Origin of the sequence: Trichocoleus sp. ST-U1 (assembly GCF_039961835.1) — a bacterium.
Classification (GTDB): domain Bacteria; phylum Cyanobacteriota; class Cyanobacteriia; order Cyanobacteriales; family FACHB-T130; genus FACHB-T130.
The window spans coordinates 91,004-114,782 of record NZ_JAMPJZ010000003.1 but is presented as its reverse complement, the minus strand read 5'-3'; the positions used below and the strand labels follow the sequence as shown (position 1 = coordinate 114,782).

Genomic DNA, 23,779 nt, shown 5'->3' with positions numbered 1-23,779 from the left:
AACTTAATATAATCCAATACTGCTTAGCGCGGAAATAATTTTTGAACAGTATATCAAGTTACAAATGAATTTATTCGTTTAATAAGGATTCCAAAAGTCAGGGAACTTTGACATAAAAATATATCCTTATGCTGATGAAATTGTCGAAGAACGGATCTAGTTATAATTAAGCCTGTATTTTCAAATTGAAGACACCGTAAATAATCGGTGATAACGGTTATGACATTGATTAACAAAATTAATCAATGTGCTGCATAGTTGCTAAATGCTTAGAGCTGGGGCACCGAACAAAACTTCAAGGGCGATCGCCTGAGCTGCTGGCATCTGCCCGTAAGAAAACACACAAGGGATATGCGGGGGCAGGTGTGGAAGAAACTGTTCCAGAAGATAAGGACTGCCGTAAATCACTAGCGCTTGGAGTTCGGCATTTCCTAAGAGTTTTTTAAACAAGTCCTGAGCCAACGGTGTCAAGCCAGCACTGCCTCGGAAAGGATTCCCACGGATGAACAGCTGGAGTAGGGTTGGTTGGGCATTTAAACCCGATTTATGATAAAATACCCAGCCAGGAATTAAGGTGGTGTGGGGATCGAGTAGTTGGAGTTGATAGCCGTGCTGTTTGGGCAGAGCCACAGCCGGTGCTTGTTTATCGAGAAAATCACAATTCAGGGTGTCATCCACCACGATTAAGTTGCGTAAGTTGCCCTGACTGGGAAGTAAAGGAATTTCGCCATGAACGACGAGCGCCTCTCGCACGATGTTGGCAGATGTGGCGAGGGCGTGTGGTTGAGCTAGTTGGAGGAGATGGGGAGGGAATGGTGAAGGCGCTGGTTGGACTTCAGGCGCGATCGCCCTTGCCTCTACAGGCGGCTGTGCTGTGCCTTGTTGGACTCGGCGCTTGGCTGTCCAGATACGCTCAACAGACGCACGAATTCGCGCCTCTGAAATGCGTCCCTGTGCTACCGCGTCGCACACCGCTTGGATAGCACCCGCAGGATCGACTGGCATCAGCAAAATATCTGCACCGGCTTCGACAGCTAAGACTGGAGCTTCATTTGCTCCATAGCGGTTGGCGATCGCTCCCATCACCAATGCATCGGTAACAATTAATCCTTCAAATCCCAGCTGTTGCCGTAGCAGTTGAGTCAAAATCGGTTGGGAAAGGGTGGCAGGGCGTTCGGCATCCCAAGCCGGGATCAGGAGATGGGCACTCATTACGGCATCTACACCGGAGGCTGTACCCGTACCGATTGCTTCTTGAAACGGCAGTAACTCAATCTCAGCCAGTCGTGCCGGGGAATGGGGCAAGACGGGCAAATCTAGATGGGAATCCACCGCCGTATCGCCATGTCCGGGAAAATGCTTAGCAGTCGTTAACACCGGATAAGCTTTCGCCCCCCGGATGAAAGCAGACGCTAGTTGAGTCACTTCCTCTGGGTTTTCGCCAAACGCCCGGACGTTAATCACTGGATTATTAGGATTGTTATTCACATCCACAACCGGCGCAAGCACCCAGTTGATGCCAATCGCGAGTGCTTCCGAGGCGATGATGCCTCCCATTTGTTCGGCGTATTTCAAGGCAAGAGAGGCATCTTTCCGGAATACTGCCCCGATTGCCATCGGTGGCGGAAACCAAGTTGCCCCAGAAAAGCGTTGTCCGACGCCTTCTTCAATATCAGCCGCGATCAGCAAGGGGGTTTTTGCCCAGTCTTGGAGTTGTTGCGATCGCAGTGCTAATTCTCCAGCACTGCCTCCCAACAAAATGACCCCCCCGACGCCCAAATCCTGCACCCAGTGTTGCAGAACTGCCGCCGGGGGTTCCCAATCTGGATACTGAATTTGGTGGTCGAACAGGTAGCCTGACGCCCGTACCACGACCATTTGCGCTACCTGTTCTGCTAGAGAGAGCGATTCCCACTCCGGCAGCAATGCCACAGATTTCAATCTTCTGCCTCAACGATGTCTTCTTCTTCCACTCTCGCAGCCGGACGGTCTTGATTAAGCTGATTCAACAAAGACAAAATGCGATCGCCTCTTTCCAGAGAACGATCTTCCTGAAACAGTAACTCTGGTGTCCGACGCAGTCGCAACCGTTGACCGAGTTCGCTGCGGACAAAGCCAGTTGCTGCTCTTAACCCAGCCATCGTTTCTACCTTTGCTTCCTCGGTGCCATAGATGCTGACGAAGATTTTAGCGTGTTGTAGGTCGCCTGACACATCCACATCGGTGACGCTGACCATGCCAGCACCCACGCGATCATCTTTGATTTCGGTTAGCAGCATTTGGCTGATTTCGCGTTTAATCAATGCGGCAACGCGAGAAACGCGGCGACTTGTAGCCATAATCATCTGCTGCCTTTAAGACAGTGTGAGCAATGCTTTTACTCATCCTACCTAAATCGGACTCACTCCCAGCATCGCCCGTAGGGTTAGGGTAATAAAAGTTAAGGCTGCCACCAGAAAGCCCATCAAAGCGATCGCGCTGGTTCGATTTTGGAGTAGCGGTTTCAACCACCCAAAGGTATAAAAGAATACCCCTAGGATAATGGTGACAAAGTAGCGGGGGTAGCGAGAGATATTTTCCCAAAAGCCATCAAACATATTATTTAAAGCAGCCGACACAAAAAGCGGCGATAAGTCACTGCATCTTAACTGGTAACATTTGTCTGCGAGTTCGACAAGCTCGGCATCGCCCCTAAATGGGGTTTCGTCGAGAGATGGTTCGCCAAGCGTCCGGTGGTAGCAGGTTACTACCCGCTATATTTGTCCAACCGCGACCCATTGACTCATAACACATTGCCCGATAACACACGGACTCATAAGAGCGATCGCGTGTTTTGGTCGCGGTGATAGTCATTTTTTTCCTCTTGTCGAACCCGCTAGGTATTCTAAATTAAATCATATCCCCCCACTTCCACAACAACTGTTACAAACGCTTTAATTTTTTTAGATAGCTAGAAGCAATGTCAACTCAGGCGACACAACAAGAAATAGCGCGTCCCTTTCTAAAATGGGCTGGTGGGAAAAGCCAGCTAATTCAGCAATATATTCCCTATTTTCCCCCAAAATTTACAACTTACTATGAGCCATTTTTGGGTGGCGGCGCTCTTTTCTTTCATTTATTGCCGAAAGTATCTATTTTGACGGATATTAATGGCGAGTTAGTCAATGTTTTCCGATGTGTAAGGGATGAAGTAGAACCGCTAATTGAATTTTTGCACCAGCATCAAATGAATCATAGTAAGGAGTATTATTACTGCGTGCGTTTGATGCAACCTAGCACCCCTCTAGAAAGAGCTTCTCGATTTATTTACCTCAACAAAACCTGCTTTAACGGATTATATCGAGAAAACTCAAAAGGGCAATTTAATGTTCCGATTGGGAAATACAAAAATCCAAAAATTTGTAATCCAGCTTTACTCAGATCGGTTTCCGCTGCGCTTCAGAGTGCCCTGATTGATGTTCAACCTTTTGAAGCTGTCTTGCAATCTGCGGAAAACGCTGAAGATTTTGTTTTCTTTGACCCACCTTATTATCCTCTAAGCCCTACCAGTAACTTTACCGCCTATAGCCGTCATTCTTTTAATGAAGCTGACCAAATTCGGCTCAGGGATGTCTTTGTAGAACTGGCGAAGCGTGGTGTCAAAGTGATGCTTTCTAATTCTGACTGTCTGTTTATCCGAGAAATTTACAGCAATTTTAATATTTATGAGATATCAGCTTCCAGAATGATTAATTCCAACGCTAGAAAACGGGGTAAAATATCTGAATTATTAATCACATCTTATGCAAGATAACTGTTTATCCATAAAATAACGTAAAGTATTTGCCGTACAATTTTCCTTAATTATTGGGATTTGTTATAATAGTATGTATATATTATTCGACCGTTAGAGTGTTAATTGCTCGATTGAAATAAGCTTGCAAATTTGTAATTTACCACATGGGATAGAAGTATGTGTGGAAGATTTACCCAAAGTAAGTCCGCTGAGACAATCGCCCAAGCATTCCAGGTAAATGATGTTCCTCTCCTGACGCCTCGTTATAACATTGCCCCTACCCAGTCAGTACAGACAGTTTTACAAAATCCAGAACAGTCTCAACGACAGTTCAAAATGCTGCATTGGGGGCTGATTCCCCGTTGGGCAAAAGATCCAAAAATGGGAGCAAAACTGATTAATGCACGGGCGGAAACGGTAGCCGAAAAACCGGCTTTTCGGGCAGCTTTTAAACAACGACGTTGCTTAGTAGTAGCGGATGGTTTTTATGAGTGGAAGCAGCAAGATGGGAAAAAGCAGCCATTTTATTGTCGCGTGAATGATGGACAAGCTTTCGGCTTTGCTGGTTTGTGGGAGCATTGGGAAGGAGAGGATGGTGAGGAAATAGATTCTTGCACGATTTTGACAACAGAACCCAATGAGGTAATGCGCCCGATTCACAACCGAATGCCAGTCATTCTCGATCCAAAAGATTATGATTTGTGGTTGGATTCACAGGTGCAAAAGCCGGAGTTATTACAGCCTTTGTTGCGTCCATATTCAGCAGAAGAAATGGCAACTTATCCAGTCAGCACAAAGGTAAATAAACCAATGAATGATACGGCGGAGTTGATCAATAGCCTTTAAGCGATCGCACTCTCAAGATAGTCGGGTGAGCATCGATCGCCTTACTTTCTAGTTTGCCTCCTCAAATACTTCCAAAACTTCTTTCTTTCGGTAGAGGGTAAAAACCAGTCAAGCGTGAGCTATGCTGGCAGTGATTTCTATCGAGTCCAAACCGTTTTAGGAAAGCAGCCGTTATGCCAGAAAGTTTCTTACTCAGCCGCGTACTCATTCGCTTCAACGGCAAAGCTGATGAACCTCTTAGTCAAGATTTATCAGCGGCTGCTTTGACACCTGATGGTAGTTTGTGGGTAGGTTCTGATGAAACGAGAACGATTGAGCGATTATCCCCTGTCGAGCCATATATCTTCGGCAAACATCAGCAATTTTTTGTAAAAGATTTCATCGATTTAGCCGATCCGGAAGGCGAAATCGATATCGAGGGAATGGATTATACAAACCATTATCTTTGGTTCATCGGTTCCCACAGTACAAAGCGTAAAAAAATAAAGGGCAAAGACCTTGAGAAGGATCTTGATAAACTAGCAACCATAAAGTTTGAACCAAACCGTTATTTACTTGCCCGGATTCCTGTAGTAAAAGGTGAATTAGTTAAATCAGTCTCTCACCCAGAGCAGCCAGATAAAAAACTGACAGCAGCCTGTCTGCAAAAAATAGGAAATAGTAACGTTCTGATAGAAGCACTCAAACAAGATCGGCACCTAGGGGCATTTCTAACAACTTCTATCCCCTCTAAAGAGAATGGATTTGATATCGAAGGCTTAGCGATTCGGGGAGATAGGATTTTTATCGGCTTGCGAGGCCCTGTACTGAGAGGGTGGGCAATTATTTTAGAGGTTGAAGTTGCAGAAACCGAGCCAGGAATTTTAACGCTGAAGAAAATTGGCAAAGATGGGAAGCAATACAAAAAACATTTTGTAGAGTTGAATGGGTTAGGTGTCCGGGAACTATGTCTGGATGGTGAAGACTTGATCGTTCTAGCGGGACCCACGATGGATTTAGAAGGTGCGCTGAGAGTCTTCCGCCTGAAAAATGCCTTACAACGTGATGAAAACAGCATCTCTTGGCAGAAAGAGGGAGATTTGGAAGTGTTGTTTGATCTGCCTTTCAGATTTGGTTCCGATCATGCGGAAGGGTTGGCACTGTTTCCCTGTTTAGGACAACCAAATTCTCTAATGGTGGTTTATGATTCTCCGGATGAGAATAGAGTCGTGAAGCCGAATGGTATTTTTGCAGATGTCTTCAGTTTGAAGTCTCTACCTTGTTAACTCTCAGGGACACGGCATTGCCGTGTCCTTACAAACAATATGTATTGCACGTTCATTGAGAACCTCACTAATCGCTAAATGTGTTGGAGATTATTAGCCCTTAGCAAAAGAGAAAAATGCGAACTGACAAGTTAGCGATGCTAACGCGATCGCTTCCTTCGCATACCAGCCACTTAGGAAAGGGGAAATCGCTTCTTAGGATTTGTTTTTCATCCTATGAATGCGCGTCACGATTAACCCACCACCGACAGCCCCCAATATAATCCCGCCTATTGCAATAGTAGGTTCAACAGAGGTTCCAGAGACAGGGGTTGGAGAGACAGTGGTTTGAGAGCTAGAAACTGCGCGAGATTCGAGCGTAGATTTTAGCGCTGGGAATGCTAACTCTACAAATAACTTATGGGCGGCAGTCGTGGGATGAATGCTGTCCCAAAATAAATATTCGTTTGGATTGTTACATATTTTGGCTCTGCTGATACAGGCGTTGGTTACATTCGTGAAACCGAATTTTTTTGGATTGTTGGTGACTTGATTGTAAAGAGAATTGACATCAAGATAGGTGATTTTGATATCAGAGTTGAGTTGCTGACGCAAACCGTTGAGGGATGCGGCTAATCCAGAATTATGCTTCTTTGTTAAAACGTTGAGGGAGCCGGAACGTTGAGTTGTGCGCGTGCCGGGAAGCTTTCCTAAATCTGGTAAGTTAACAACTACGATATTTTTTGCGCCTGCTGCGGAGAGGGACTTCACCGCGCTCGCTAAATTGTTGATTGGCACGGTAGAGTCGGTAGCGCCTCTTAGGTAATCATTCGCACCAGCCCAGACAACATACAGAGCCTTAGGATTAGCCGCGGAATGGGTTGCCTTAAAGCTCTCGATCTGCGTCAGCAATCCAGGGGGAATCTGCTTAGAATTGCCTGTAGTCGCGCCTCCGTAGGCGAAATTCGTCTCTGTACTGGATTTTAATTTCAGCTTAGAGGCGAGATAATCTGTCCAAACCGGGCCATTGGAATAGCGTCCTTGAAAGTAGGGTGGGCTTGGGGGATATTGCCCGTTGGTAGCCTCTAATACATTGCCAACATCGGAGAGGCTATCTCCAAAAACATAAATTTGATTAAAATTCTGTGCCGAAGCCGGATTCGGAACTCCCAAAACGCTGAAGAGCGTGAGAAGCGCAAGGACGCGCCGAGGCTTTGCGATCGCTGCTTTAGCAGTAGCCATCCACAACTTTTTCATGAACATCCCCAGAAACTCCGATTAGAGCTATCACCAGCCGCTTTCTCCTTGTAGCAAAGTTTCTGGAAGATGGCTGAGCGAGTAGCGATCGCTTGACAAACTGTGCTTGTCATTTGCAATTCATCCATAAACGCGATCGCGCTTATGCTTGGGGACTTTCAAGTCATTACCCTAACTCATGTTTCAAAAATGTAACTTTAGCTACTTTTTGCTGAAAATGTCATTAAAATATGACTTATACGGTCTTACCGCGCACCCGTTCTATCAGCAGAGGTTGTCTTATGCCAGAACTTATCTGTACTGTTCCCGTTCCCAAAACCCCACAAGAATTGGAACAAGCCGTTGAGCAATACATCACTAGCGATATCAGCGGTACTGAACTCATTTGTAAGTGGCAAGCCATCCGCGATGCTTCCCTAGATCAAGACTTTTGCGTGCCTACTGATAGCGACCAAGTTGCAGGCGGAGACAGCTATTAAGTTACATCTATTGACACGGATTGGGCGCTTAGGAGTATGGGTTGATTAACCCCCCATTTCCGGCGTAGGGGTATGGCATTGCCATACCCCTACAGATTGGGACTTTTGTAAGTTATTTAGTCCATGTTCATTGGCAATAAATCGATAAAAACTCCCCCAGAGGATCTGAGGGAGTTTGATTTTAAGTTTTCAAAAACCGAATTACACCGAGACTGGAGTATTTGCAGGCTTCTTTAGCCGAGGAGTTGCAACCATTTTCATTCCTTCCGGTGCGGCTAAAGTCAAACCCCGACGCACTGGAATCACCGGACGCTTATTAACGAGCGACACTTGAAAATGCGACACAATTGTCGCGAGAACCAATTTCATTTCATACATGGCAAATGCCATCCCGATACAGCGACGATTTCCGCCACCAAAGGGCAAATACTCGTATGGAGAAAATTGCCGTTCCAAAAAGCGCTCTGGCTTGAATTGCTTCGGCTGTGGGAAAGTTTCCTCCCGATGGTGGGCTAAATAGATACTGGGGACGATTACCGTTCCTGGGGGCAATTTGTAGCCGGTTATCTCGAAGGGCGATCGCACAACCCGAACAAAGGTATTCGCAGCAATTGGATAGATACGAAGCGTTTCAGAGCAAACTGCCGTTAGATAGGGCAGTTTGGCAATGGCACTTGGATCTGGATCGGCGTCAACAGAGTCCAACTCAGCGAGCAGTTTGTCGCGCACCTGCGGTAATTGGTCAACCCAGTACAAAGCCCACGTCAGCGCAGAAGCCGTGGTTTCATGTCCGGCGACTAGCAAAGTCATTAACTCATCGCGTAACTCTACATCCGTCATCGGTTGACCTGCTTCATCACGAGCAGACATCATTAAGCTGAGGATATCTTCGCGATTCAGGTTAGCTTCCGCTCGACGTTCCGCAATCTGAGCGTAAATCAGTTCGTCAATTTGTTTTATTTGGCGCAGCATCCGACCCCAAGGACTCCAATCGCCTAAATCTTGTTTAAGAAACTCAAAAAAGAAGGCGCTGGAGTTGAAGCGGGAAGTCATCAAGTCCAGGGTTGAACCGATTAAGCTGCGTAGTTGTTCCAAACGCGACCCCTCATCTAGTCCAAACACCACCCGTAAGATGACGCGCAGGGTGATTTCTTGCATCGACGCACGGATGTTGAAGGGTTTGCCAACTGTCCATTGATTCATCACCTGCTCGGCGATTTCAGAGATAATCTGACCGTAAGCCCGCATCCGTTCCCCGTGAAAGGGAGGGGTTAACATCTGTCGTTGGCGCTGATGGAGATCGCCATCCAGCAGTAGCAAAGAATTTTCTCCCATTAAAAACTCTAAGCCGCTGTTCCCCCTCCCAGCGTCTAACTGACTAGAATCGGCAGTGAAAATCCTTTGCAGTGCTTGTGGCTGGCTGAAATAGACAATCGGAGTCCCCTTGCTTCCCTGGATGGTAAAGGTGTCACCATAAGCTTTCGCATAATCATCCAGGTACTTGATGGGCTGAAAAATAAATTTCATTAACCGCAGCGATCGCGGAGTGTTTGGCCCCTTAGGCAGGTTATGAGTGAGTTCCATTGAGGCGTTTTGTGTTCAGAGCTATTCGATTCTATTGTGGCGAGTTTGGAGGGCGGAGTGTTGGCTTTCAACCCGATGTCCTCAGAGGGCGATCGCTTGCTTCTTATCGTAGCGATTGACAAAGATTGCGCCAGTCAAGCGCTGCGCTAAGGCACAAAAAGCTCCCCTCGATCCCATTAAGCGGTATATTCGGTGGAGTCAGCATCACAAGCGAGCAGTGCCAAGAATAATTGCGATTCTCAACGGAAAGGGAGGAGTCGGTAAAACCACTACAGCAGTCAATCTGGCTGCAACCTTCTCGGAAGAAAAACGGGTTCTTCTGGTCGATGCAGATATTCAGGGTTCGGCGACTTGGTGGGTTGAGCGTAGCGAGAAAGGAATGGGCTTCGATCTCGCTCAAGAGACAGATCCAAAACTTTTAGGTCGTTTACGTAAGATAGAAGGCTACGATTTAGTAGTAGTGGATACGCCTCCAGCATTGCGATCGGAAGCATTAGCGGCGGTAGTAGCGATCGCTGATTATCTGGTTTTACCCACGCCTTGTGCGCCGATGGATCTGGCTGTACTCATTGAGACAGTAAGGGAAACCGTCATGCCAGTTGGAATCGCCCATCGGGTACTTCTGACAAAGGTGGATGCGCGAAGTTTGGGGGAAGCACTGGAGGCTCAAAACACACTTCAAGAGCTAGGAATTCCTGCTTGCCATAGCTTTGTCCGTGCCTACAAAGCCCACGAACGAGCGGCTCTTGAGGGGGTGCCGATTCATCAATGGGCGGGGAAAAAGGCGCGGGAGGCGGAAGCAGACTATCGCCGCGTGGCTAATGAAATACAGCGTGATTGGAGAAACTAAAAATAATGGCTAAAAAACGTATCTCAGACTTACTACACGAAGAAGCACAAAAATCCCCAGATTCAGAAACTGAACCTGTTCTAGAGGCGACCGTTGAGGAAGTTATAGAAGTGGAGGCGGAAATAATAGAGGATTCATCAACAGATACGCCTGATAAAACTCCTGCTAAAAACTCAAATCCAACGAAGGCTGACTTAGAAGCAAGTGTGACAGAGTTAAAAACAGCTCTGGATCAAGCACGCGAAAGGGAAGAAGCTCTACAACAGCAAATTACCAATTTGCAATCCAATTTGGATGAGCAAAAATCTCTGATGGCTGACTTAAAAGGTGTTGTGAAGGAAACCCGTAAAGTGGAAGCTTCTTTACACCAGCAAATTGCCAATTTGCAGGCGGATTTGGATGAGCAAAAAAAATTGCTAAACAAGCATCAAAAAGCTCAAGAGCAAGCCAAACAGTTGAAAACAGAGCTAGAGCAAGCCAAAAAAGCAGCGATGCAACTTGCAGAAGCGAACTCTAAGCTAATTGAAGAAGCCAATGCTCTACACAAAGCGCCGCAAGCTGCTCAACCACAGAAGCACAAAACATCTGAGCGGGTATCTAACATCTTCTCTGAACCTCCAACCGATGAGCCTGCTGATTTTGCCTCAAAAAGTTGGTTGCTGTAAATACTCTTAGTAAAGAGGGCGAATAGAATTCGCATCTATACAGACTAAACCCACCTATGCGGGTTTCAAAAGTCCGCGTTAGCGTAGCGTGTGCGTTAGCGCATAGGCGGATTTTGTTGAATAGAAGCGAAGCAACTTCTGCCCCCCGTCTTCTTGAAGGGGGGTAAGGGGGTTGGCGTAGCCGCGATTTCTAATCGCAAGGTATATTTGCAAGATTGGGATGTATAGCAGTAGGGGCGGGTTATTAACCCGCCCCTACATCTAAGCGCACTTGTTATTTAGCTGAATTCAAAATCCGAAATTGATTAAGCAGGATTTGCTTGCGCTCTTCTCTGGAGTAAGTTGAGAATCGAAGCTTTTTCCAGAAGTCCTACTAGCACGCCGTTTTCACGAATCACGGGTAGTTGAGTGAGTTTTTCTTGTTCTAGTAGTGTCACCACTTCTAGTAAAGATTGATCGGATTTGACGGTTGTGGAGAATTCGACGGGTTTTGTTAGCTGTGCGACTGATATTTCAGTCCACTGGGAGGTTGGGACAGCTTTGAGATCGTCAACTGCGATCGCGCCCACTAATTGTCCTTCCTCATTGGTGACTAAGAATCGCGACGCTTCGCTTTTGCCAATGATGTACTCGTTAACAAACTCTCTCAGGGAAAGCGACTCAGATACAATCGGGCTATCACTCATGACTGCATCTTCTGCGGTCAAAGCGGCTAATTGTTCTTGCACTCTAGCAGCTTGGGTTGCTCGACCCGCGTTTTGCAGCAAGAACCAACCGATTAACAAGTTCCAGAAGTTAAGACCGCCGCCCAAGAGTAGAGGAACCAGACCAGAAGCGATCGCCATCCAACCAATGACTTGACCGGCGCGTCCCGCAAACACAACACCTTTATAAGGATTGCCGGTGATCTTCCAAACCAACGCCTTGAGGATATTACCACCATCTAGGGGTAAGCCAGGAATCAGGTTAAACAGCGCTAGCACTAAGTTGACGTAAGCCAGCACTCCTAGAATGGCTCCAAACGGCCCGGAAATGCTCGTGGTAAAGCCAATCGCGCTAATTAGACCAAACAGCGCCAAACTGACTAAAGGCCCTGCGATCGCCAGCCAGAATGCTCCTGCTGGGGTCTTTGATTCTTTTTCTAGGCTGGCGAGACCACCAAACAGAAATAAGTTGATAGATTTAACTTCAATTCCCTGCTTGATGGCAACAAAACTGTGTCCGAGTTCGTGCGCCAAGACGGATGCAAACAATAACAGCGCCGCAATTAATCCCAGTAGCCAGGGTAATCCCCCGCCTAGACCGGGAAATTGAGCCGCTAGTCCACTGCCATAACTCACCGTCACCCAAGCCAGGACAAAGAACCAGGTTGGATGTACGTTGAAGGGAATTCCGAATAAATTGCCGACGCGAATCGTGCCGTTCATTACGCCACCTCTGATTTAACATCTGAGAGGCTTAAATTGAACCTCTCTTTCTTGCACCTCTTTATCGTAACGATATGTAACGAGGATTTTAATCTTTCAACTACCGTACTATCCGTCCGTTAAGGTTCGGTTTTGGAATAGCCTGACATGAGGCATTCTTACTTTTGCCTCGGCATAATAGAATCAGTACTGCTCTTGAAAGGCTGACTTCTGCATCACGTCCTTGGGGCAGAAAAGCTCTCCCAACCTCGACGACCGCAGGTGCCTTCCTATGCCCGTCTCCGAAACTCAAATCACCCGCTCCTATAATCAAGAACAGATTCAGCAAATTCTCCAGATAGCGATCGCGCGTCAAACTGACGACACAGAATTTACCCGCGAACAGCTACTAGAAATCGCATCTGAATTAGAAATCTCCCCAGAGTGCCTTCAGGTGGCAGAACAGCAGTGGCTAGTCAAACAGGGAGAAATCCAAAAGCGACAGGATTTTAATCTCTACCGCCGCACCAAATTACAGAAACAAGCTGGCAAATATACGGTCGTCAATTCGTTTTTGATGCTGCTGAATCTCGTGAACGCCGGTCAGCTTTCTTGGTCTTTATATATTGCCTTATTCTGGGGATTAGGTCTGGGGCTTAATGCTTTGAATACCTTTCAATCTGGAGGCGAAGATTACGAAAAAGCCTTTCAGAGATGGTATCGTCAGCACCAATTAAGACAATCATTTACCACTGTTTGGGATAAGGTTCTCAAAGCTTGGCAGATATAAGGCGTATTTCTCTAGCCAAAAAGAAGTCGCGGCTTTGCAAAGCGAGTGCGTTGAGAATTAATTTTTACGGGCGAGAATTTTGTGTAGAGACTATGCAACGTCTCTAGATTCGCTAACCCCAGATATGCCAAAGGCGCGAACTGACAAGTCAGCACAACGCTCTCGCATTTTTTCACCTCCTCAGCACATCTGCCACAGGAACAGCTTTCGTTTGCCTTAAAATAATCCTGTCGGCTTGGTTTAACTAACCAGACTATTACGGCTAGACAAGTTCTCTCTGCATTCTCCCTGCATTAGATATGGTTCAGTACACTCTCGCACAAAGCCCAGAAGTCATCTTGACTGTTTCAGGCAAAGATTCAAAAAAAGCCCGTGAGAAAGCGATGGAGCAGCTCATGGAACTCATGGATGCAGACAAGCTACCCACCGATCTTGAAGATGGATTTAGTCCAGAACAACTGATTGAAGTCAAAGAGCTGGAAGCGGATGGGACTAGCGATGAAGACGCCGTAACCCAAGCTGTACAAGTTTTGAGCAACCTTGCCACACTGAAGCTGAAGGTGCAGGAATCACGCGCCGAGGCGCTTAAGGTTCGCGCTCAAGTAGATATCCTGTTTTCAGAAAAGTCGGTGAGTGAAGAGGAAATCGCTCAACTCAAGGACGGTTTTAAGGTTCTCAAAACCTTTGCTCAAGTGAATCTGCGCTACCACGAGGCTCGATCGAAAGCAGAGCAAGCTCGGAGCGTGCTAGATCAAGCTTTAAAATCTCCTGAGAGCTAATTTCTCTGCTTAGGCGCATCCGCTGACGCGATCGCGTCGGCGAGAATTCAGATTTGATAAGCGATCGCGCTGTTGAGTTTTTCTCTCATTCGCAGCGCCAAATGCATCTGTAACCACCCAAGAAGATAAGCAATGATTCAATTTGGTAAAACTCCTTCTGATTCCGGAGAAAAAAGCTGGCGAAACCAGCTGGCTCAGTTTGTCAAAGCTAATCAGCAAGAATTGGCAGCATTATCTTGGGGTTTGTGGTTAGAAAATGGAGACACTCAAGGTTATCTAGGGATCGATGTGCAACCAAAGCCGCATTTCGTTTATTGTCCAAAAGAGGCAATAGAAACACTCAATAATAAAGTCGAAAATCAGCTTCAGGAGATGTTAGGAGTTGTGGAGGCTCATAACCCTGAAGTGGAGGTTATGATCATTGGAATTGGTGAGGGACAAATAAAGCTGGTTCAGTTTCAACCAGAACCTCCACCTCCCGCTTGCTTTGAGAAAGTCGCCGCAGATGTTAATACCTTGCTAGAGCGATTAGAGCAACTGATGGGTGAGCAAATACAACGCTAAATCCAGATAGCGATCGCACGGGGGCAAATCCAGCTTTGAAAGCTTCTCATAATCGCAGGCGGCAAGAAGAGCTGTAATTACCTAACTTGTCTAACCCAAATCTCGAAGCCCGACGACGACCTAATTCTAGCAAAGCCTTCTTGTGTAAGTACCGAGCGGATTTCATCTCCCCATGATGCTGAAGAGTTGAAACAAACACCTTGAAGCTGGTATCTCACCAAGCTGCTGCGGAATAGAGCGGCACTATTCGGCGGACGCTCCGATCCATCAACATAATTGGCCAACTGGATTCGCCGAGACACCTCCCCATCACCCAGGTAAGGTCGCATCGTGTATAAGTAATGCTGCCGAGAAACCAAGGGATATGGATGGTGATGAAACGTAGTAATCCACGCTGATACTTCTTGAGGAGCAAGAACGTAAGTGCCTCGACCCACACTCTCAACCAGCAGCGATGCAATTTTGTAGCCATTGTCTACTTTCAACGAGGGCAGCTTGAGCTGCACATAGTTTTGTGGTGATAGTGTACTGAAACGGGGGATAGTGCTGGCAAACAAAAGCAATCCAGAAAGAAATGCCACTACTCTAGTTCGCGGCGATAATTTACCTTCACCCAGAAATAGTATAGAAGTAAAAACGATAGCCATGAGGGCAGGAACAGGTAGAACCCAGAAAACCCGCCAATAAGTCGGTACGCTTGTTATCCTCGATGCTACCAATTCCGCTAGATAAGGATTGAAAAGAAAAACTAGAAATCCTAAAGGGAAAAAGATGCTTAATCTTCGAGCCAAGCTGTTATCGCAAACGCACCAGGCAACCAGAATCCCAAAGAGGGCGGTATATGAGAGTAACCCTGTGCCAAAAACACTTTCAAAACTTACCTTTAGTAGACTCTCGCTTGGGAGAGTAAATTCTGGTACTGCTTCAAGAACAGCTTGCGTTTTGCTTCTAAACAACACAGCCAGAATTACGACATAGCTGGATGCTAGTAAACCGAATAGTAGAACTTTTGACTCTTCGCGTGTTGGTCTCCAGGCACTAAACAGAGATAGGCAAGATACAATTGGTGCTATCCATAGGGCAGTTGAAGTCATACCAACCGCAGAAACTTGTGCTGCACTCAGAAGCAGCCACTGCTGGAGTGTTGGTGTTATAGAAAATTGCAGAGCATAGGTTATTATCAGCGGAACAAATATGGATAGGAAAATAGCCTTACCTTGATGTAAGCGAACAAATGAAAAATTACTGTACCAAGGATGGGTATCGCCAACGAATATAAATATTACTAGTACTGCTACGACTCCCCAAAGCCAGTGTAAAGGGAGTAAGACACGAAACAGCTTTGCATAAGCGAAAACAACAAATAAACCAGCAATACTAGGAATAATTAAATGGCTAACGTAAATAGCCGAAATGCCCGTCAAAAATGATACGGATGCGCTGAGTAATTCGACTGCATGCACTTTGTAAGTTGGCAAAATGAGTGGCAGGTTTGCTATTCCGTGAAGTGTATCGTGTTGCAGTAGTGGAAGGTGAGGAGAATCAGCTACACCTACAGCTAGATTCACATAAAATGCATCGTCCACATCAGGGCGATGTGCAATTAGCGTCAAAACAACGCAAATAAGCCCAAGGCTCCAAAGGGAAAGTTCCCAACCCATCGCTCGTTTCGCTGCGGGCAAAAAATATTTTTTCGGAAATCCTTGACAAAAGCAAACAGTTGTAAAATATACAAGCATTAATAACCAGAGAAAATATATGTGATTTTTCAGGGACAAAATTGTCCCCGCTAAAATAAAAAGAAATAAGTAAACCCTTTTTTTTTTGCCTCAAGGGGCTTTTCTGGGGGCTTTTCTTTTGCCTGTATCCTGTTATTTTGCAAATCTTTTTCTAAGAAAAATATTAAACCTAAGTTATTAGGTTTAATCCCAATAAAACCTAAAAATAAACATAGATATGAAATGACTGCAACTAACAATAAATCCAATAAGTTTTTTTGATAAAACACCGCAAAATTACAAACTATTGTCCAAATAGCAAAGATGATGCACAAAGCATCGCATAATCTCGAACTCAAAATGATTGGCTTATTTTTCATTTCGTTTTATGTAATTAAAACTATCAATTTGATTTGGATAATTGCAATGAAGCATTATAGTCTTTTGTGCAGCGTTCTATTAGGCACATTTTGCATATCGTAAGTCATAAAAGCCAATACTAACTGCATACCGATAATCATAGGTAGTGCTGCCAGCATTACAGTGCCGCTGGTGGCAGGGATACCAGTTCGTACACTTACATACCATCGGTCACTACCCACCACGATGCCAAAAATTAACAGGACTAAGCCAAGAATAATCTCGATTGAGGCGATATTAAAGTTACGTAAATAGTAGGTGTAAAAGATTCGCTTAAAGAAGTTGGCAAGATGTTTGCCTGCAAATTCGCCGATGATTTTCGAGATGTTCAAATTGCTTTCTTCGTCGCCATATCGCGCATGCATCGGAATATCAACGACCACAGCGCGTAGGGTGTTAAGACGGAAAAGCATGTCGGACTCGAAAAAATATCGCTTGCTGATTTTATCGAATGGTAGCTCTTCCACCACACGGGCATGGATTGCGGTAAAGCCGTTGGTGGGGTCGAAAATGTCCCAATATCCAGTGGAAAGCTTGCTGATAAAAGATAGCAGAGAATTTCCAACCACCCTAGCTGTAGGCATTTGCTGAATTTTATCTAAATGAAAAAAGCGGTTGCCTTTAGTGTAATCTGCCTCGCCCGCAAGTATCGGACGGATGAAGCGGGGAATCAAAGTTGGTTTCATCTGCCCGTCACCGTCGATTTTTACAATAATCTCCGCTCCCTCCGCGACAGCTTCACGATATCCTGTTATTGTCGCACCGCCAACTCCTTGATTGGCTTCATGGAATATCACCTTAACCCGGATATCTCCAGTCTCTGCTTCAACAAATTTGCCAGTTTTTTCTGGGCACTTATCGTCAACCACAAAGATAAGATGAACATCCGAACCAATTTCGCTAAGAACTTTCAAAATGTGTTTTTTGACTCGGAAGCAGGGAATGACAACAGCAACAAATGGAGCCTTTTCATTGGCTAGCATAAGTGACTACCTATAATCAGTCAAGGAGAATTTTTTGATTATCAAACTATCTCCTGGCGTTGATATATAGTCAAGGAGAATTTTTTGATTATCAAACTATCTCCTGGCGTTGATATATATGCAAAAGTATATCTGGAGGGGCAAGCCAGGTCAGCAAAGGATATGCTACCAAAAGTACTCCATAGATTATAGCCGCTGGCATAAACGACGCTGTGCGGTCCATTAGTAACCGAGACCACAGCCCTTGTAAGCGCACTGTTTCCAAGCTTTGGCTGTGAAATAATTTAAACCCATACTTAGATGCATACGTCTTCAAGTTATCGGAATTAAAATATATCAAATGTGGACTCCGATAGTCCTTTTGCCAAAGCCGATGCAGGGGTTTTTTGTACCCTAGTTGCGCCAATAGACAAGCAAGATGGAAAAAGAAACCCTTACTGTTGGGCAAATTAACTACTAGCTTTCCCCCTGGTAGTAACAATGCATGGCACTGTTCAAACACGCGATCGATGTTGGGTAAGTGTTCTAGAACATCGTTGAACACAATGGCATCAAAGCACTCGTATGCTTTACAACATTCTGGGAAATAGCCAACCCTGATGTCGAAACCCCTTTCCAAGCCTTCAGCCGCGATTTCTTCCTCTGGTTCGATTCCAACTGGAAGCATACCCCGCGCCGACGCTGCTTGTAAAAACCATCCATACGCACAGCCAACATCCAATATTTTGGCTCCCTCAAGGGGCATAAAGCGGCAAAGGGCATTTAAAAGCTGCTCATAATTGTACTCGCGCAGCGGCTTTAAAGCCGTATAGCGTTTCTCCTCAACAAGCAGAGTATCGGAATTTAGCTTATAGTTTGCTTGTGTAAGCAGTGATGTCCACAATCCGCAGCTTGGGCAATATCTTAGCCACGGCTCAATTTTCTGAATCATCACTTTAGAACAAACGGGACAAGAGACAGGGATCAATGTGGAAATTGGCATAGTTACTTGTTAGCTGTTGTGACTGGCAATAACCAGCTATTACTTGACCTTCAGTAGCAGGTTTGGACACAGACATTTAGATTTATAAAAAGTTATTCACTTGGTTGATATCATTTTTACTGTGAATATTTTTCTGCCACACACTAATAATAAAAAGTGGCGTAATAGGCAAAATAAAAGGCAAGAACAATCGGCGCACCCGCCGGAAGCCATTGCGTCTTAAAAATGCCTCAACCTGATAGCCAGTGTGATAATGGTCTACTGGTTTTTCTATTTTGAAAAGCTTGCGTAGCAGTACATAAACGAAGTTTTCTGTCGGTAATGAAGTGAAAAGATAACCATCATCTTTCAACCATTTTTGCAATGCATTTACAGCCGGGCGCAGCTCCTTAAAATGTTCAAGTACATCAGCCGCGATAATGGCATTGAAGGGCGCTTCGATATTCTTTGCATTAGTAATGTCTGCACGTATCAAAACGACGTTATCAAGACAAAAGTGTGTGACGACTTTAGAAGCTTCCTCTGTGTCTAGATCGATACAAATAACTTTGGAGAAAAGAGCCGAAAGAGTTGGCTCAAAAACACCTCCACCCCCACCAAAATCAAGACATATTCCCCGCCGACTTGTATATTTAACCAAAAGCCTGTAGATAATTTTTAGGCGGAGCCAAAATAAATTTCGTACTACTACATTTTGGCTGTAATATAAAGTAGGTATACGCTCATTGCCTTTGGCAATAGACCTCAAAAAGTCTGGGGGTATTTCGATGAAATTGGGCATATTACTAGCAAAAATGATGAACCAAGTATCACGAGTACTCGTACCGACCAGATTATAACAATATACCCGCGATCGTAGATTATAAATTCACTAGCTGCGCTCAAAGGGTTGTTGTCTTAAGTCAACCACATCAATCAAATTGTTGTCAGCTTGCTTTCAGCAATTAGGCGCTCGCTGTTCAACCAAACACTGCATCATAGAACTGACCTCATCTGGATCAAGGAACGCGAGCGCTCCTCCCCGATCGCAACAACATACCCGCGATCGCATCTTTCATCAAACCAGCTAGTGAGTTAATCAGAACGCTTAGATGCCATCTGCTCGTCCAAACTAATTGGCCCAGAGCCAATATAGTAGACCATGAGCAATCCCCCGATAATTGCTAAGTTTTTCATGAACGCAATCACCTGCATTCGGTCGTCAAAATCGGTGTGAAAAATTAGCGTAGCTGGAATCATAAAGATAATTAGCGCGATCGCTCCCCAACGCGCTTTGTAACCGAGCAATACGGATAATCCGCCTGCCAATTCAATAATAATTGCCGCAACTAGCAAGAGTGCTGTCAGGGGTAAGCCCTTGCTAGCCATAAACTGTTGCGTGCCACTAAAGCCCGTAATCTTATCAAAGCCGGATTTCAAAAAAATGGCGGCTAAGAAAGCCCGTGCTATGAGGGGGATGTATTTTTCCATATTGACCTGCGATCGCTTAGCCTTTAACTTACAACAACATCCGGGCGGGAAGCAAAGTAACGGGATAAGCGATCGCCTTCACCACCGCCGATGATATCCTTTGCTGCGACTACCCGAACCTCTAGCTATAGCGAATTAACATAACAATAGTGCTTCTAGAGAATTAGTGCTTCTAGAGAATTCTTCAACTGAATGCCTTGCTCACAATAATATTCCCGCGATCGCAGCAGTCATAAAACCCGCGAACAAACCTCCGATCATCGCCCTAACACCCATTCTCGCTAAATCTTTCTGTCGGTTCGGTGCCATCCCGCCAATCCCGCCGATCGTGATTCCAATCGAGCCAATATTGGCAAAGTTGCACAAAGCGTAGGTTGAGATAATTACCGCCCGTTCGGATATCGCCTTCTGCTCAATCAGCGTCTTCAGATCCAGATAGGCGATAAAATCATTCAAAATCGTCTTTTTTCCTAACAACACCCCCACCTGAGCGCAGTCAGCCCAAGGCACTCCGAGCAGCCACGCAACGGGAGCCATTACAAAAGACAACATCCACTCCAACGACAGCAAAGGCACGCCAAGAAGCCCCCCCAACCATCCCAGGAGCGCATTGACGAAAGCCAGTAACCCCAAAAAGGCAATAATCATCGCCGCGACATTCACTGCCAGTTTCGTCCCGTCAATTGCTCCCCCAGCTGCTGCGTCAATCGCATTCACAAAGGTACTCTCCACCTCTATTCCTGCCTTGCCAACCGTCTTGGGGACTTCCGTTTCTGGATAAAGCAATTTTGAGGCAACCAGCGAAGTCGGGGCAGTCATGAAGAAAGCGGCAATCAGATGTGCCGGTGGAATCCCAAAGGAGAGATATGCCCCTAATACGCCACCCGCAATTGTCCCAAAGCCCGCGGTCATTACTGCATGAAGTTCTGATTGCGTCATCGTCGCCACATAAGGCTTCACCAGTAACGGTGACTCAGTTGGCCCTAAAAAGACGTTCCCCGCACACGATAAAGACTCAGCCCCTGATGTTCCCATCGTCTTCATCATGACCCACGCCATCCCATTCACCACTCGCTGCACAATGCCGTAGTGGTATAGCACCGTGATGAAGGAAGAAAAAAAGATAATCGTCGGCAGCACTTTAAAAGCAAAAAAGTGTTCGACAAAGTTATCTCCAAAGACAAATTTGGCACCCACATCAGAGAATTCTAAAAAGCGGCTAACGACATCGCCGAGAAACTTAAATACAGCTAAACCGCCGGGAGTTTTCAGAATCAGCAGTGCAAAAATAAACTCTAACCCAAGCCCCCAAAATACCGGACGCCAACGCACAGCACGCCGGTTCACTGAGAAGGCATAAGATAATCCCACAAAAACAGCCAACCCCAGTGCTGAAATCAACCGCTCCATCGACTCTCTCAGGGCTAAGTTACAATACGGCGTATCATAGCCTGGATGTGTGGGCAAGAAAGTATCAGCTGAGCCTGCGGATTCTATCTTTGTGGGGATGGATCGGAATGAATTACGACAACATTCAAGGCGATTAAAATTTTGGAGAGATCGTAAAATGGTACGAATTTTTCTTTCCGCTGGACATGGTGCTGGCGATCCGGGCGCACAATCTGGAGGCACTACAGAAGACAGAGAAATGCGGCTTACCCGCGATGCTGCGGTTAAGGAAATGCGATCGCGCGGTTTAGAGGTTTCCTCGGTTCCCGATTCCCTGAGTTTGAAGGAAACGATTACTTGGATCAACGCCTACTCCCGCCGTGGCGACGTCGCTTTAGAAATTCACGCCGATTCCGTCGGCAACACTAATATCCGGGGTGCCAGCGTCTTCTATACTGACGGCAACGAGCAACGCGAAGGCGATGCCCAGTTACTGCTGCAATCCTTACTGAAGGCAGTTCCCAGTTTGCCATCTCGTGGGGTTAAATCGGATATCGCCACAGGTGTCGGGAGTTTGGGTTTCTGCCGTCAAGTGGATATTCCCTCTGTGCTGATGGAGTTGGGGTTTATTACCAATCCAAGCGATCGCTCTTTATTTCAAACGAAGCGTCCAGACTTCGCCCGTGGATTGGCGGACGGTCTAGAAGCATGGAGTCGGAAGGAAGCTCAGAGGCAGGGCTTAACGCCTCCCCCTCCTCCTAGCTACCCCGTTATTAGTGTCAAAATCAACGCCCAGCTATATCAAAATCAAGGAATTTTGGTGAATGGGAATGCTTGTATTCCGGTTGTTTTCCTAAAGTCTTTAGGAATCGATCCGAGTAAAGTCGCAGACTTCCGCACCACTACTCACCGAAATCTCGAATATATCAAAGCGGTAGATTTGCAGCCATTTAAAGTATCCGTTAAATGGGACAATCCAACCCGTACAGTCGTTTTAACAACCTATTAATTTGCTTTCAATGTATTGGGTCATGGGTAATTTATAATCGGTTAAATATTTGAGTTTTGAATGAATCACTCATGACTCACCGCTTATGCGCGATCGCTCTAAAATTACCGATTCCCGATTCCCCGATTGTTCAATGAATATTCAATGAACCCATCCTCGGCTGTATCGCTGACAGCAATTGTTTTGGCAGGTGGAAAAAGCTCCCGCATGGGGCGGGATAAAGCCTTAATTTCTGTTAACGGCGTTCCCCTGATTCGGCGGGTTTGTGAAGTTGCCCAAGCGTGTGCTTCAAAAGTGTATGTAGTAACGCCGTGGATCGAACGATACCAAGATATTTTACCCAGCACCTGTAAATTAATTCGAGAAGTCGGGACAGGAGAACCCCGCCCTTTTTCTACAGAGGAAAAAACCCACGGGCCACTGATTGGCTTTGCCCAAGGACTCTCGCCAGTGCAAACAGAATGGGTGCTGTTACTTGCCTGCGATTTGCCCAATTTAAAAGAGGAAATTTTGCTCAATTGGGTACAGCATTTACCTGAGGTGCCAGAAGATTGTATTGCCTTTCTTCCCCGACATCCCAAAGGCTGGGAACCGTTATGCGGTTTTTATCGCCGCTGCTGTTTGCCTAGCTTGACTGAATTCATTCATAAAGGGGGCAGATCCTTTCAGCAATGGTTGTCTCAACATCCCGTAAAAGAACTGCTCCTAACCGAGCGATCGCTCTTATTTAATTGCAACACACCGGCTGACTTGGGAGAGGTAATGGGTAATAAGAGTTTTGAATTTTGAGTTGTAGAGACCCGATAAACTTTTTACCTTTTACTCATTACCCACTACCGATTACCCATTACCGATTACCATTTAAGGATTAACCGGCGCAGCCGGAACAACGGGTTCTGCTTCCAAATTGGGCAAAGGTGACAACTGAGGAATAGGTGCCTGTGGCGGCGTAAAGTCAGGCGTCGGCTTTCGGGGTGGCGGCGGCGCAAAGGTGGGGGATAAGTTGCGGGGCAAATTATCTGCGGAAATGCAGGTATCCAGCGCTTTAGTGGCAGAAATCTCTAACTGACGATTCAAGCCAACAACGCATTCAGCAAAGCGGATGGGTAGGAGGCTACGACGACAGGATTCGAGGACCTCAAGCAATGGCGGGTTTTTGGTATCTTGGGAAATATTAATCACGCACCTGCCTAACTCGATGGGACGTCGCACTCGGAGACAGGCAGCCAGAGCATCTTGTGAGGCAATCTGAGTTTCTCGGTTAATATTAAACACGCAAGCGGATAAATCTGTCGGTTTGAGGGCATCCGAACAGCTAGAGGCAGAGAGTTCTGTAGAGATACCAACCGCCCTTAATTCGGCAGCGCAGTATTGAAAGGGGCTGAAATGGGTGGCGGTGGCAGGAACGGTCTCAACAGCGATCGCAAATAATCCTGCGGTAAAGGCTAGCCCAGTCGTGGATAATCGTCGGGAACGAGACAAGGCTCGTTCGCTACTTTTGTTTTGCATGATAGTTCTACATAAGTAGGTCACAAGCTATCCTACTTGGACATTGGTAGCAGTTTGCAC

Annotated in this window: 27 protein-coding genes; 11 read left to right on the top strand and 16 right to left on the bottom strand. The window is 46.0% G+C overall.

Translation table 11 applies throughout. From position 1 onward, the window contains the following. Positions 1 to 261 precede the first annotated feature (261 nt). The 4 genes from NDA06_RS02620 to NDA06_RS02605 form a co-directional block, all read right to left on the bottom strand. The gene (locus NDA06_RS02620; protein ID WP_190686335.1) at positions 262 to 1,932 is read right to left on the bottom strand and encodes a glycoside hydrolase family 3 N-terminal domain-containing protein; all 1,671 of its coding nucleotides are present in this window, start codon (positions 1,930 to 1,932) and stop codon (positions 262 to 264) included. A gap of 5 nt (positions 1,933 to 1,937) precedes the next feature. Beyond that, positions 1,938 to 2,339, bottom strand: coding sequence for a 30S ribosome-binding factor RbfA (gene rbfA, locus NDA06_RS02615; RefSeq protein ID WP_190414734.1), 402 nt, complete (start codon positions 2,337 to 2,339; stop codon positions 1,938 to 1,940). A gap of 51 nt (positions 2,340 to 2,390) precedes the next feature. Beyond that, positions 2,391 to 2,597 carry a DUF751 family protein gene (locus tag NDA06_RS02610; protein ID WP_190414768.1) on the bottom strand — a complete coding sequence of 69 codons (207 nt, stop codon included), beginning with the start codon at positions 2,595 to 2,597 and terminating at the stop codon, positions 2,391 to 2,393. A gap of 94 nt (positions 2,598 to 2,691) precedes the next feature. Then, positions 2,692 to 2,853: a hypothetical protein gene (locus NDA06_RS02605; protein ID WP_190984860.1), complete on the bottom strand. Its 162-nt coding sequence runs from the start codon at positions 2,851 to 2,853 to the stop codon at positions 2,692 to 2,694. A 106-nt stretch (positions 2,854 to 2,959) separates the two neighbouring features. On the opposite strand from NDA06_RS02605, the gene NDA06_RS02600 reads away from it, so the two are divergent. The 3 genes from NDA06_RS02600 (at position 2,960) to NDA06_RS02590 (ending at position 5,886) form a co-directional block, all read left to right on the top strand. Next, a complete protein-coding gene (locus NDA06_RS02600; RefSeq protein ID WP_190984859.1) occupies positions 2,960 to 3,793 on the top strand; it encodes a DNA adenine methylase in 834 nt (277 codons plus the stop codon). Between the two features lie 159 nt (positions 3,794 to 3,952). Then, on the top strand, positions 3,953 to 4,621 hold the full coding sequence (locus NDA06_RS02595) for an SOS response-associated peptidase (protein ID WP_190984858.1): 669 nt from the start codon (positions 3,953 to 3,955) through the stop codon (positions 4,619 to 4,621). Between the two features lie 173 nt (positions 4,622 to 4,794). Then, entirely contained in the window at positions 4,795 to 5,886 is a 1,092-nt protein-coding gene (locus tag NDA06_RS02590) for a DUF3616 domain-containing protein (RefSeq protein ID WP_190984857.1), read from the top strand. A gap of 195 nt (positions 5,887 to 6,081) precedes the next feature. On the opposite strand, the gene NDA06_RS02585 is transcribed toward NDA06_RS02590, so the two are convergent. Further along, a complete protein-coding gene (locus tag NDA06_RS02585; RefSeq protein WP_242037147.1) occupies positions 6,082 to 7,122 on the bottom strand; it encodes an SGNH/GDSL hydrolase family protein in 1,041 nt (346 codons plus the stop codon). Positions 7,123 to 7,403: 281 nt separating this feature from the next. On the opposite strand from NDA06_RS02585, the gene NDA06_RS02580 reads away from it, so the two are divergent. Next, the gene (locus NDA06_RS02580) at positions 7,404 to 7,601 is read left to right on the top strand and encodes a hypothetical protein (protein WP_190414739.1); all 198 of its coding nucleotides are present in this window, start codon (positions 7,404 to 7,406) and stop codon (positions 7,599 to 7,601) included. A 201-nt stretch (positions 7,602 to 7,802) separates the two neighbouring features. Here the strand turns inward: NDA06_RS02580 and NDA06_RS02575 are convergent, their stop codons facing one another. After that, on the bottom strand, positions 7,803 to 9,185 hold the full coding sequence (locus NDA06_RS02575; RefSeq protein WP_348251677.1) for a cytochrome P450: 1,383 nt from the start codon (positions 9,183 to 9,185) through the stop codon (positions 7,803 to 7,805). A 217-nt stretch (positions 9,186 to 9,402) separates the two neighbouring features. On the opposite strand from NDA06_RS02575, the gene NDA06_RS02570 reads away from it, so the two are divergent. After that, positions 9,403 to 10,035, top strand: a complete 633-nt coding sequence (locus NDA06_RS02570; protein ID WP_190414741.1) for an AAA family ATPase — start codon at positions 9,403 to 9,405, stop codon at positions 10,033 to 10,035. 5 nt (positions 10,036 to 10,040) lie between these two features. After that, entirely contained in the window at positions 10,041 to 10,700 is a 660-nt protein-coding gene (locus NDA06_RS02565; protein ID WP_190986258.1) for a hypothetical protein, read from the top strand. A gap of 305 nt (positions 10,701 to 11,005) precedes the next feature. On the opposite strand, the gene NDA06_RS02560 is transcribed toward NDA06_RS02565, so the two are convergent. Then, positions 11,006 to 12,127, bottom strand: a complete 1,122-nt coding sequence (locus NDA06_RS02560) for a site-2 protease family protein (RefSeq protein ID WP_190986257.1) — start codon at positions 12,125 to 12,127, stop codon at positions 11,006 to 11,008. A 271-nt stretch (positions 12,128 to 12,398) separates the two neighbouring features. Here NDA06_RS02560 and NDA06_RS02555 point away from each other — a divergent pair, with 271 nt between their 5' ends. Then, the gene (locus NDA06_RS02555; RefSeq protein ID WP_190986256.1) at positions 12,399 to 12,896 is read left to right on the top strand and encodes a 2TM domain-containing protein; all 498 of its coding nucleotides are present in this window, start codon (positions 12,399 to 12,401) and stop codon (positions 12,894 to 12,896) included. A gap of 299 nt (positions 12,897 to 13,195) precedes the next feature. Continuing rightward, positions 13,196 to 13,675 carry a hypothetical protein gene (locus tag NDA06_RS02550; protein ID WP_190414745.1) on the top strand — a complete coding sequence of 160 codons (480 nt, stop codon included), beginning with the start codon at positions 13,196 to 13,198 and terminating at the stop codon, positions 13,673 to 13,675. Positions 13,676 to 13,684: 9 nt separating this feature from the next. On the opposite strand, the gene NDA06_RS02545 is transcribed toward NDA06_RS02550, so the two are convergent. Then, positions 13,685 to 13,816, bottom strand: coding sequence for a hypothetical protein (locus tag NDA06_RS02545; protein ID WP_277878419.1), 132 nt, complete (start codon positions 13,814 to 13,816; stop codon positions 13,685 to 13,687). Here NDA06_RS02545 and NDA06_RS02540 point away from each other — a divergent pair. After that, on the top strand, positions 13,808 to 14,239 hold the full coding sequence (locus NDA06_RS02540; protein ID WP_190986255.1) for a hypothetical protein: 432 nt from the start codon (positions 13,808 to 13,810) through the stop codon (positions 14,237 to 14,239). The genes NDA06_RS02545 and NDA06_RS02540 overlap by 9 nt on opposite strands. 77 nt (positions 14,240 to 14,316) lie before the next feature. Here the strand turns inward: NDA06_RS02540 and NDA06_RS02535 are convergent, their stop codons facing one another. The 7 genes from NDA06_RS02535 to NDA06_RS02505 form a co-directional block, all read right to left on the bottom strand. Then, entirely contained in the window at positions 14,317 to 16,017 is a 1,701-nt protein-coding gene (locus NDA06_RS02535) for a DUF6077 domain-containing protein (protein ID WP_190986254.1), read from the bottom strand. A gap of 11 nt (positions 16,018 to 16,028) precedes the next feature. Further along, positions 16,029 to 16,337: a hypothetical protein gene (locus tag NDA06_RS02530; protein WP_190986253.1), complete on the bottom strand. Its 309-nt coding sequence runs from the start codon at positions 16,335 to 16,337 to the stop codon at positions 16,029 to 16,031. A 54-nt stretch (positions 16,338 to 16,391) separates the two neighbouring features. Then, positions 16,392 to 17,360, bottom strand: coding sequence for a glycosyltransferase family 2 protein (locus NDA06_RS02525; protein WP_190986252.1), 969 nt, complete (start codon positions 17,358 to 17,360; stop codon positions 16,392 to 16,394). 91 nt (positions 17,361 to 17,451) lie between these two features. Then, complete coding sequence (locus tag NDA06_RS02520; protein WP_190986251.1) at positions 17,452 to 18,342, bottom strand: class I SAM-dependent methyltransferase; 891 nt, start codon at positions 18,340 to 18,342, stop codon at positions 17,452 to 17,454. Positions 18,343 to 18,424: 82 nt separating this feature from the next. Continuing rightward, positions 18,425 to 19,123 carry a methyltransferase domain-containing protein gene (locus tag NDA06_RS02515; RefSeq protein ID WP_190986250.1) on the bottom strand — a complete coding sequence of 233 codons (699 nt, stop codon included), beginning with the start codon at positions 19,121 to 19,123 and terminating at the stop codon, positions 18,425 to 18,427. A 293-nt stretch (positions 19,124 to 19,416) separates the two neighbouring features. Then, positions 19,417 to 19,812 (bottom strand): DoxX family protein, encoded by a 396-nt coding sequence (locus NDA06_RS02510; RefSeq protein WP_190986249.1) that lies wholly within the window; start codon positions 19,810 to 19,812, stop codon positions 19,417 to 19,419. A gap of 201 nt (positions 19,813 to 20,013) precedes the next feature. Further along, positions 20,014 to 21,222 (bottom strand): NupC/NupG family nucleoside CNT transporter, encoded by a 1,209-nt coding sequence (locus tag NDA06_RS02505; protein ID WP_190437462.1) that lies wholly within the window; start codon positions 21,220 to 21,222, stop codon positions 20,014 to 20,016. A 157-nt stretch (positions 21,223 to 21,379) separates the two neighbouring features. Between NDA06_RS02505 and NDA06_RS02500 the strand changes: the two genes are divergently transcribed. Further along, on the top strand, positions 21,380 to 22,210 hold the full coding sequence (locus tag NDA06_RS02500) for an N-acetylmuramoyl-L-alanine amidase (RefSeq protein ID WP_190527445.1): 831 nt from the start codon (positions 21,380 to 21,382) through the stop codon (positions 22,208 to 22,210). 144 nt (positions 22,211 to 22,354) lie between these two features. Next, positions 22,355 to 22,999 (top strand): molybdenum cofactor guanylyltransferase, encoded by a 645-nt coding sequence (locus tag NDA06_RS02495; protein ID WP_190986248.1) that lies wholly within the window; start codon positions 22,355 to 22,357, stop codon positions 22,997 to 22,999. A gap of 72 nt (positions 23,000 to 23,071) precedes the next feature. Here the strand turns inward: NDA06_RS02495 and NDA06_RS02490 are convergent, their stop codons facing one another. After that, a complete protein-coding gene (locus NDA06_RS02490; RefSeq protein ID WP_190986247.1) occupies positions 23,072 to 23,719 on the bottom strand; it encodes a hypothetical protein in 648 nt (215 codons plus the stop codon). Positions 23,720 to 23,779 lie beyond the last annotated feature (60 nt).

Excerpts from the sequence above, each read along its gene's own strand:
- rbfA (WP_190414734.1), bottom strand. The coding sequence starts at position 2,339 with ATGGCTACAAGTCGCCGCGTTTCTCGCGTTGCCGCATTGATTAAACGC.
- NDA06_RS02610 (WP_190414768.1), bottom strand. The coding sequence starts at position 2,597 with ATGTTTGATGGCTTTTGGGAAAATATCTCTCGCTACCCCCGCTACTTT.
- NDA06_RS02605 (WP_190984860.1), bottom strand. The coding sequence starts at position 2,853 with ATGACTATCACCGCGACCAAAACACGCGATCGCTCTTATGAGTCCGTG.
- NDA06_RS02600 (WP_190984859.1), top strand. The coding sequence starts at position 2,960 with ATGTCAACTCAGGCGACACAACAAGAAATAGCGCGTCCCTTTCTAAAA.
- NDA06_RS02595 (WP_190984858.1), top strand. The coding sequence starts at position 3,953 with ATGTGTGGAAGATTTACCCAAAGTAAGTCCGCTGAGACAATCGCCCAA.
- NDA06_RS02590 (WP_190984857.1), top strand. The coding sequence starts at position 4,795 with ATGCCAGAAAGTTTCTTACTCAGCCGCGTACTCATTCGCTTCAACGGC.
- NDA06_RS02585 (WP_242037147.1), bottom strand. The coding sequence starts at position 7,122 with ATGAAAAAGTTGTGGATGGCTACTGCTAAAGCAGCGATCGCAAAGCCT.
- NDA06_RS02580 (WP_190414739.1), top strand. The coding sequence starts at position 7,404 with ATGCCAGAACTTATCTGTACTGTTCCCGTTCCCAAAACCCCACAAGAA.
- NDA06_RS02575 (WP_348251677.1), bottom strand. The coding sequence starts at position 9,185 with ATGGAACTCACTCATAACCTGCCTAAGGGGCCAAACACTCCGCGATCG.
- NDA06_RS02565 (WP_190986258.1), top strand. The coding sequence starts at position 10,041 with ATGGCTAAAAAACGTATCTCAGACTTACTACACGAAGAAGCACAAAAA.
- NDA06_RS02560 (WP_190986257.1), bottom strand. The coding sequence starts at position 12,127 with ATGAACGGCACGATTCGCGTCGGCAATTTATTCGGAATTCCCTTCAAC.
- NDA06_RS02555 (WP_190986256.1), top strand. The coding sequence starts at position 12,399 with ATGCCCGTCTCCGAAACTCAAATCACCCGCTCCTATAATCAAGAACAG.
- NDA06_RS02550 (WP_190414745.1), top strand. The coding sequence starts at position 13,196 with ATGGTTCAGTACACTCTCGCACAAAGCCCAGAAGTCATCTTGACTGTT.
- NDA06_RS02540 (WP_190986255.1), top strand. The coding sequence starts at position 13,808 with ATGATTCAATTTGGTAAAACTCCTTCTGATTCCGGAGAAAAAAGCTGG.
- NDA06_RS02530 (WP_190986253.1), bottom strand. The coding sequence starts at position 16,337 with ATGAAAAATAAGCCAATCATTTTGAGTTCGAGATTATGCGATGCTTTG.
- NDA06_RS02525 (WP_190986252.1), bottom strand. The coding sequence starts at position 17,360 with ATGCTAGCCAATGAAAAGGCTCCATTTGTTGCTGTTGTCATTCCCTGC.
- NDA06_RS02520 (WP_190986251.1), bottom strand. The coding sequence starts at position 18,342 with ATGCCAATTTCCACATTGATCCCTGTCTCTTGTCCCGTTTGTTCTAAA.
- NDA06_RS02515 (WP_190986250.1), bottom strand. The coding sequence starts at position 19,123 with ATGCCCAATTTCATCGAAATACCCCCAGACTTTTTGAGGTCTATTGCC.
- NDA06_RS02510 (WP_190986249.1), bottom strand. The coding sequence starts at position 19,812 with ATGGAAAAATACATCCCCCTCATAGCACGGGCTTTCTTAGCCGCCATT.
- NDA06_RS02505 (WP_190437462.1), bottom strand. The coding sequence starts at position 21,222 with ATGGAGCGGTTGATTTCAGCACTGGGGTTGGCTGTTTTTGTGGGATTA.
- NDA06_RS02500 (WP_190527445.1), top strand. The coding sequence starts at position 21,380 with ATGGTACGAATTTTTCTTTCCGCTGGACATGGTGCTGGCGATCCGGGC.
- NDA06_RS02495 (WP_190986248.1), top strand. The coding sequence starts at position 22,355 with ATGAACCCATCCTCGGCTGTATCGCTGACAGCAATTGTTTTGGCAGGT.
- NDA06_RS02490 (WP_190986247.1), bottom strand. The coding sequence starts at position 23,719 with ATGCAAAACAAAAGTAGCGAACGAGCCTTGTCTCGTTCCCGACGATTA.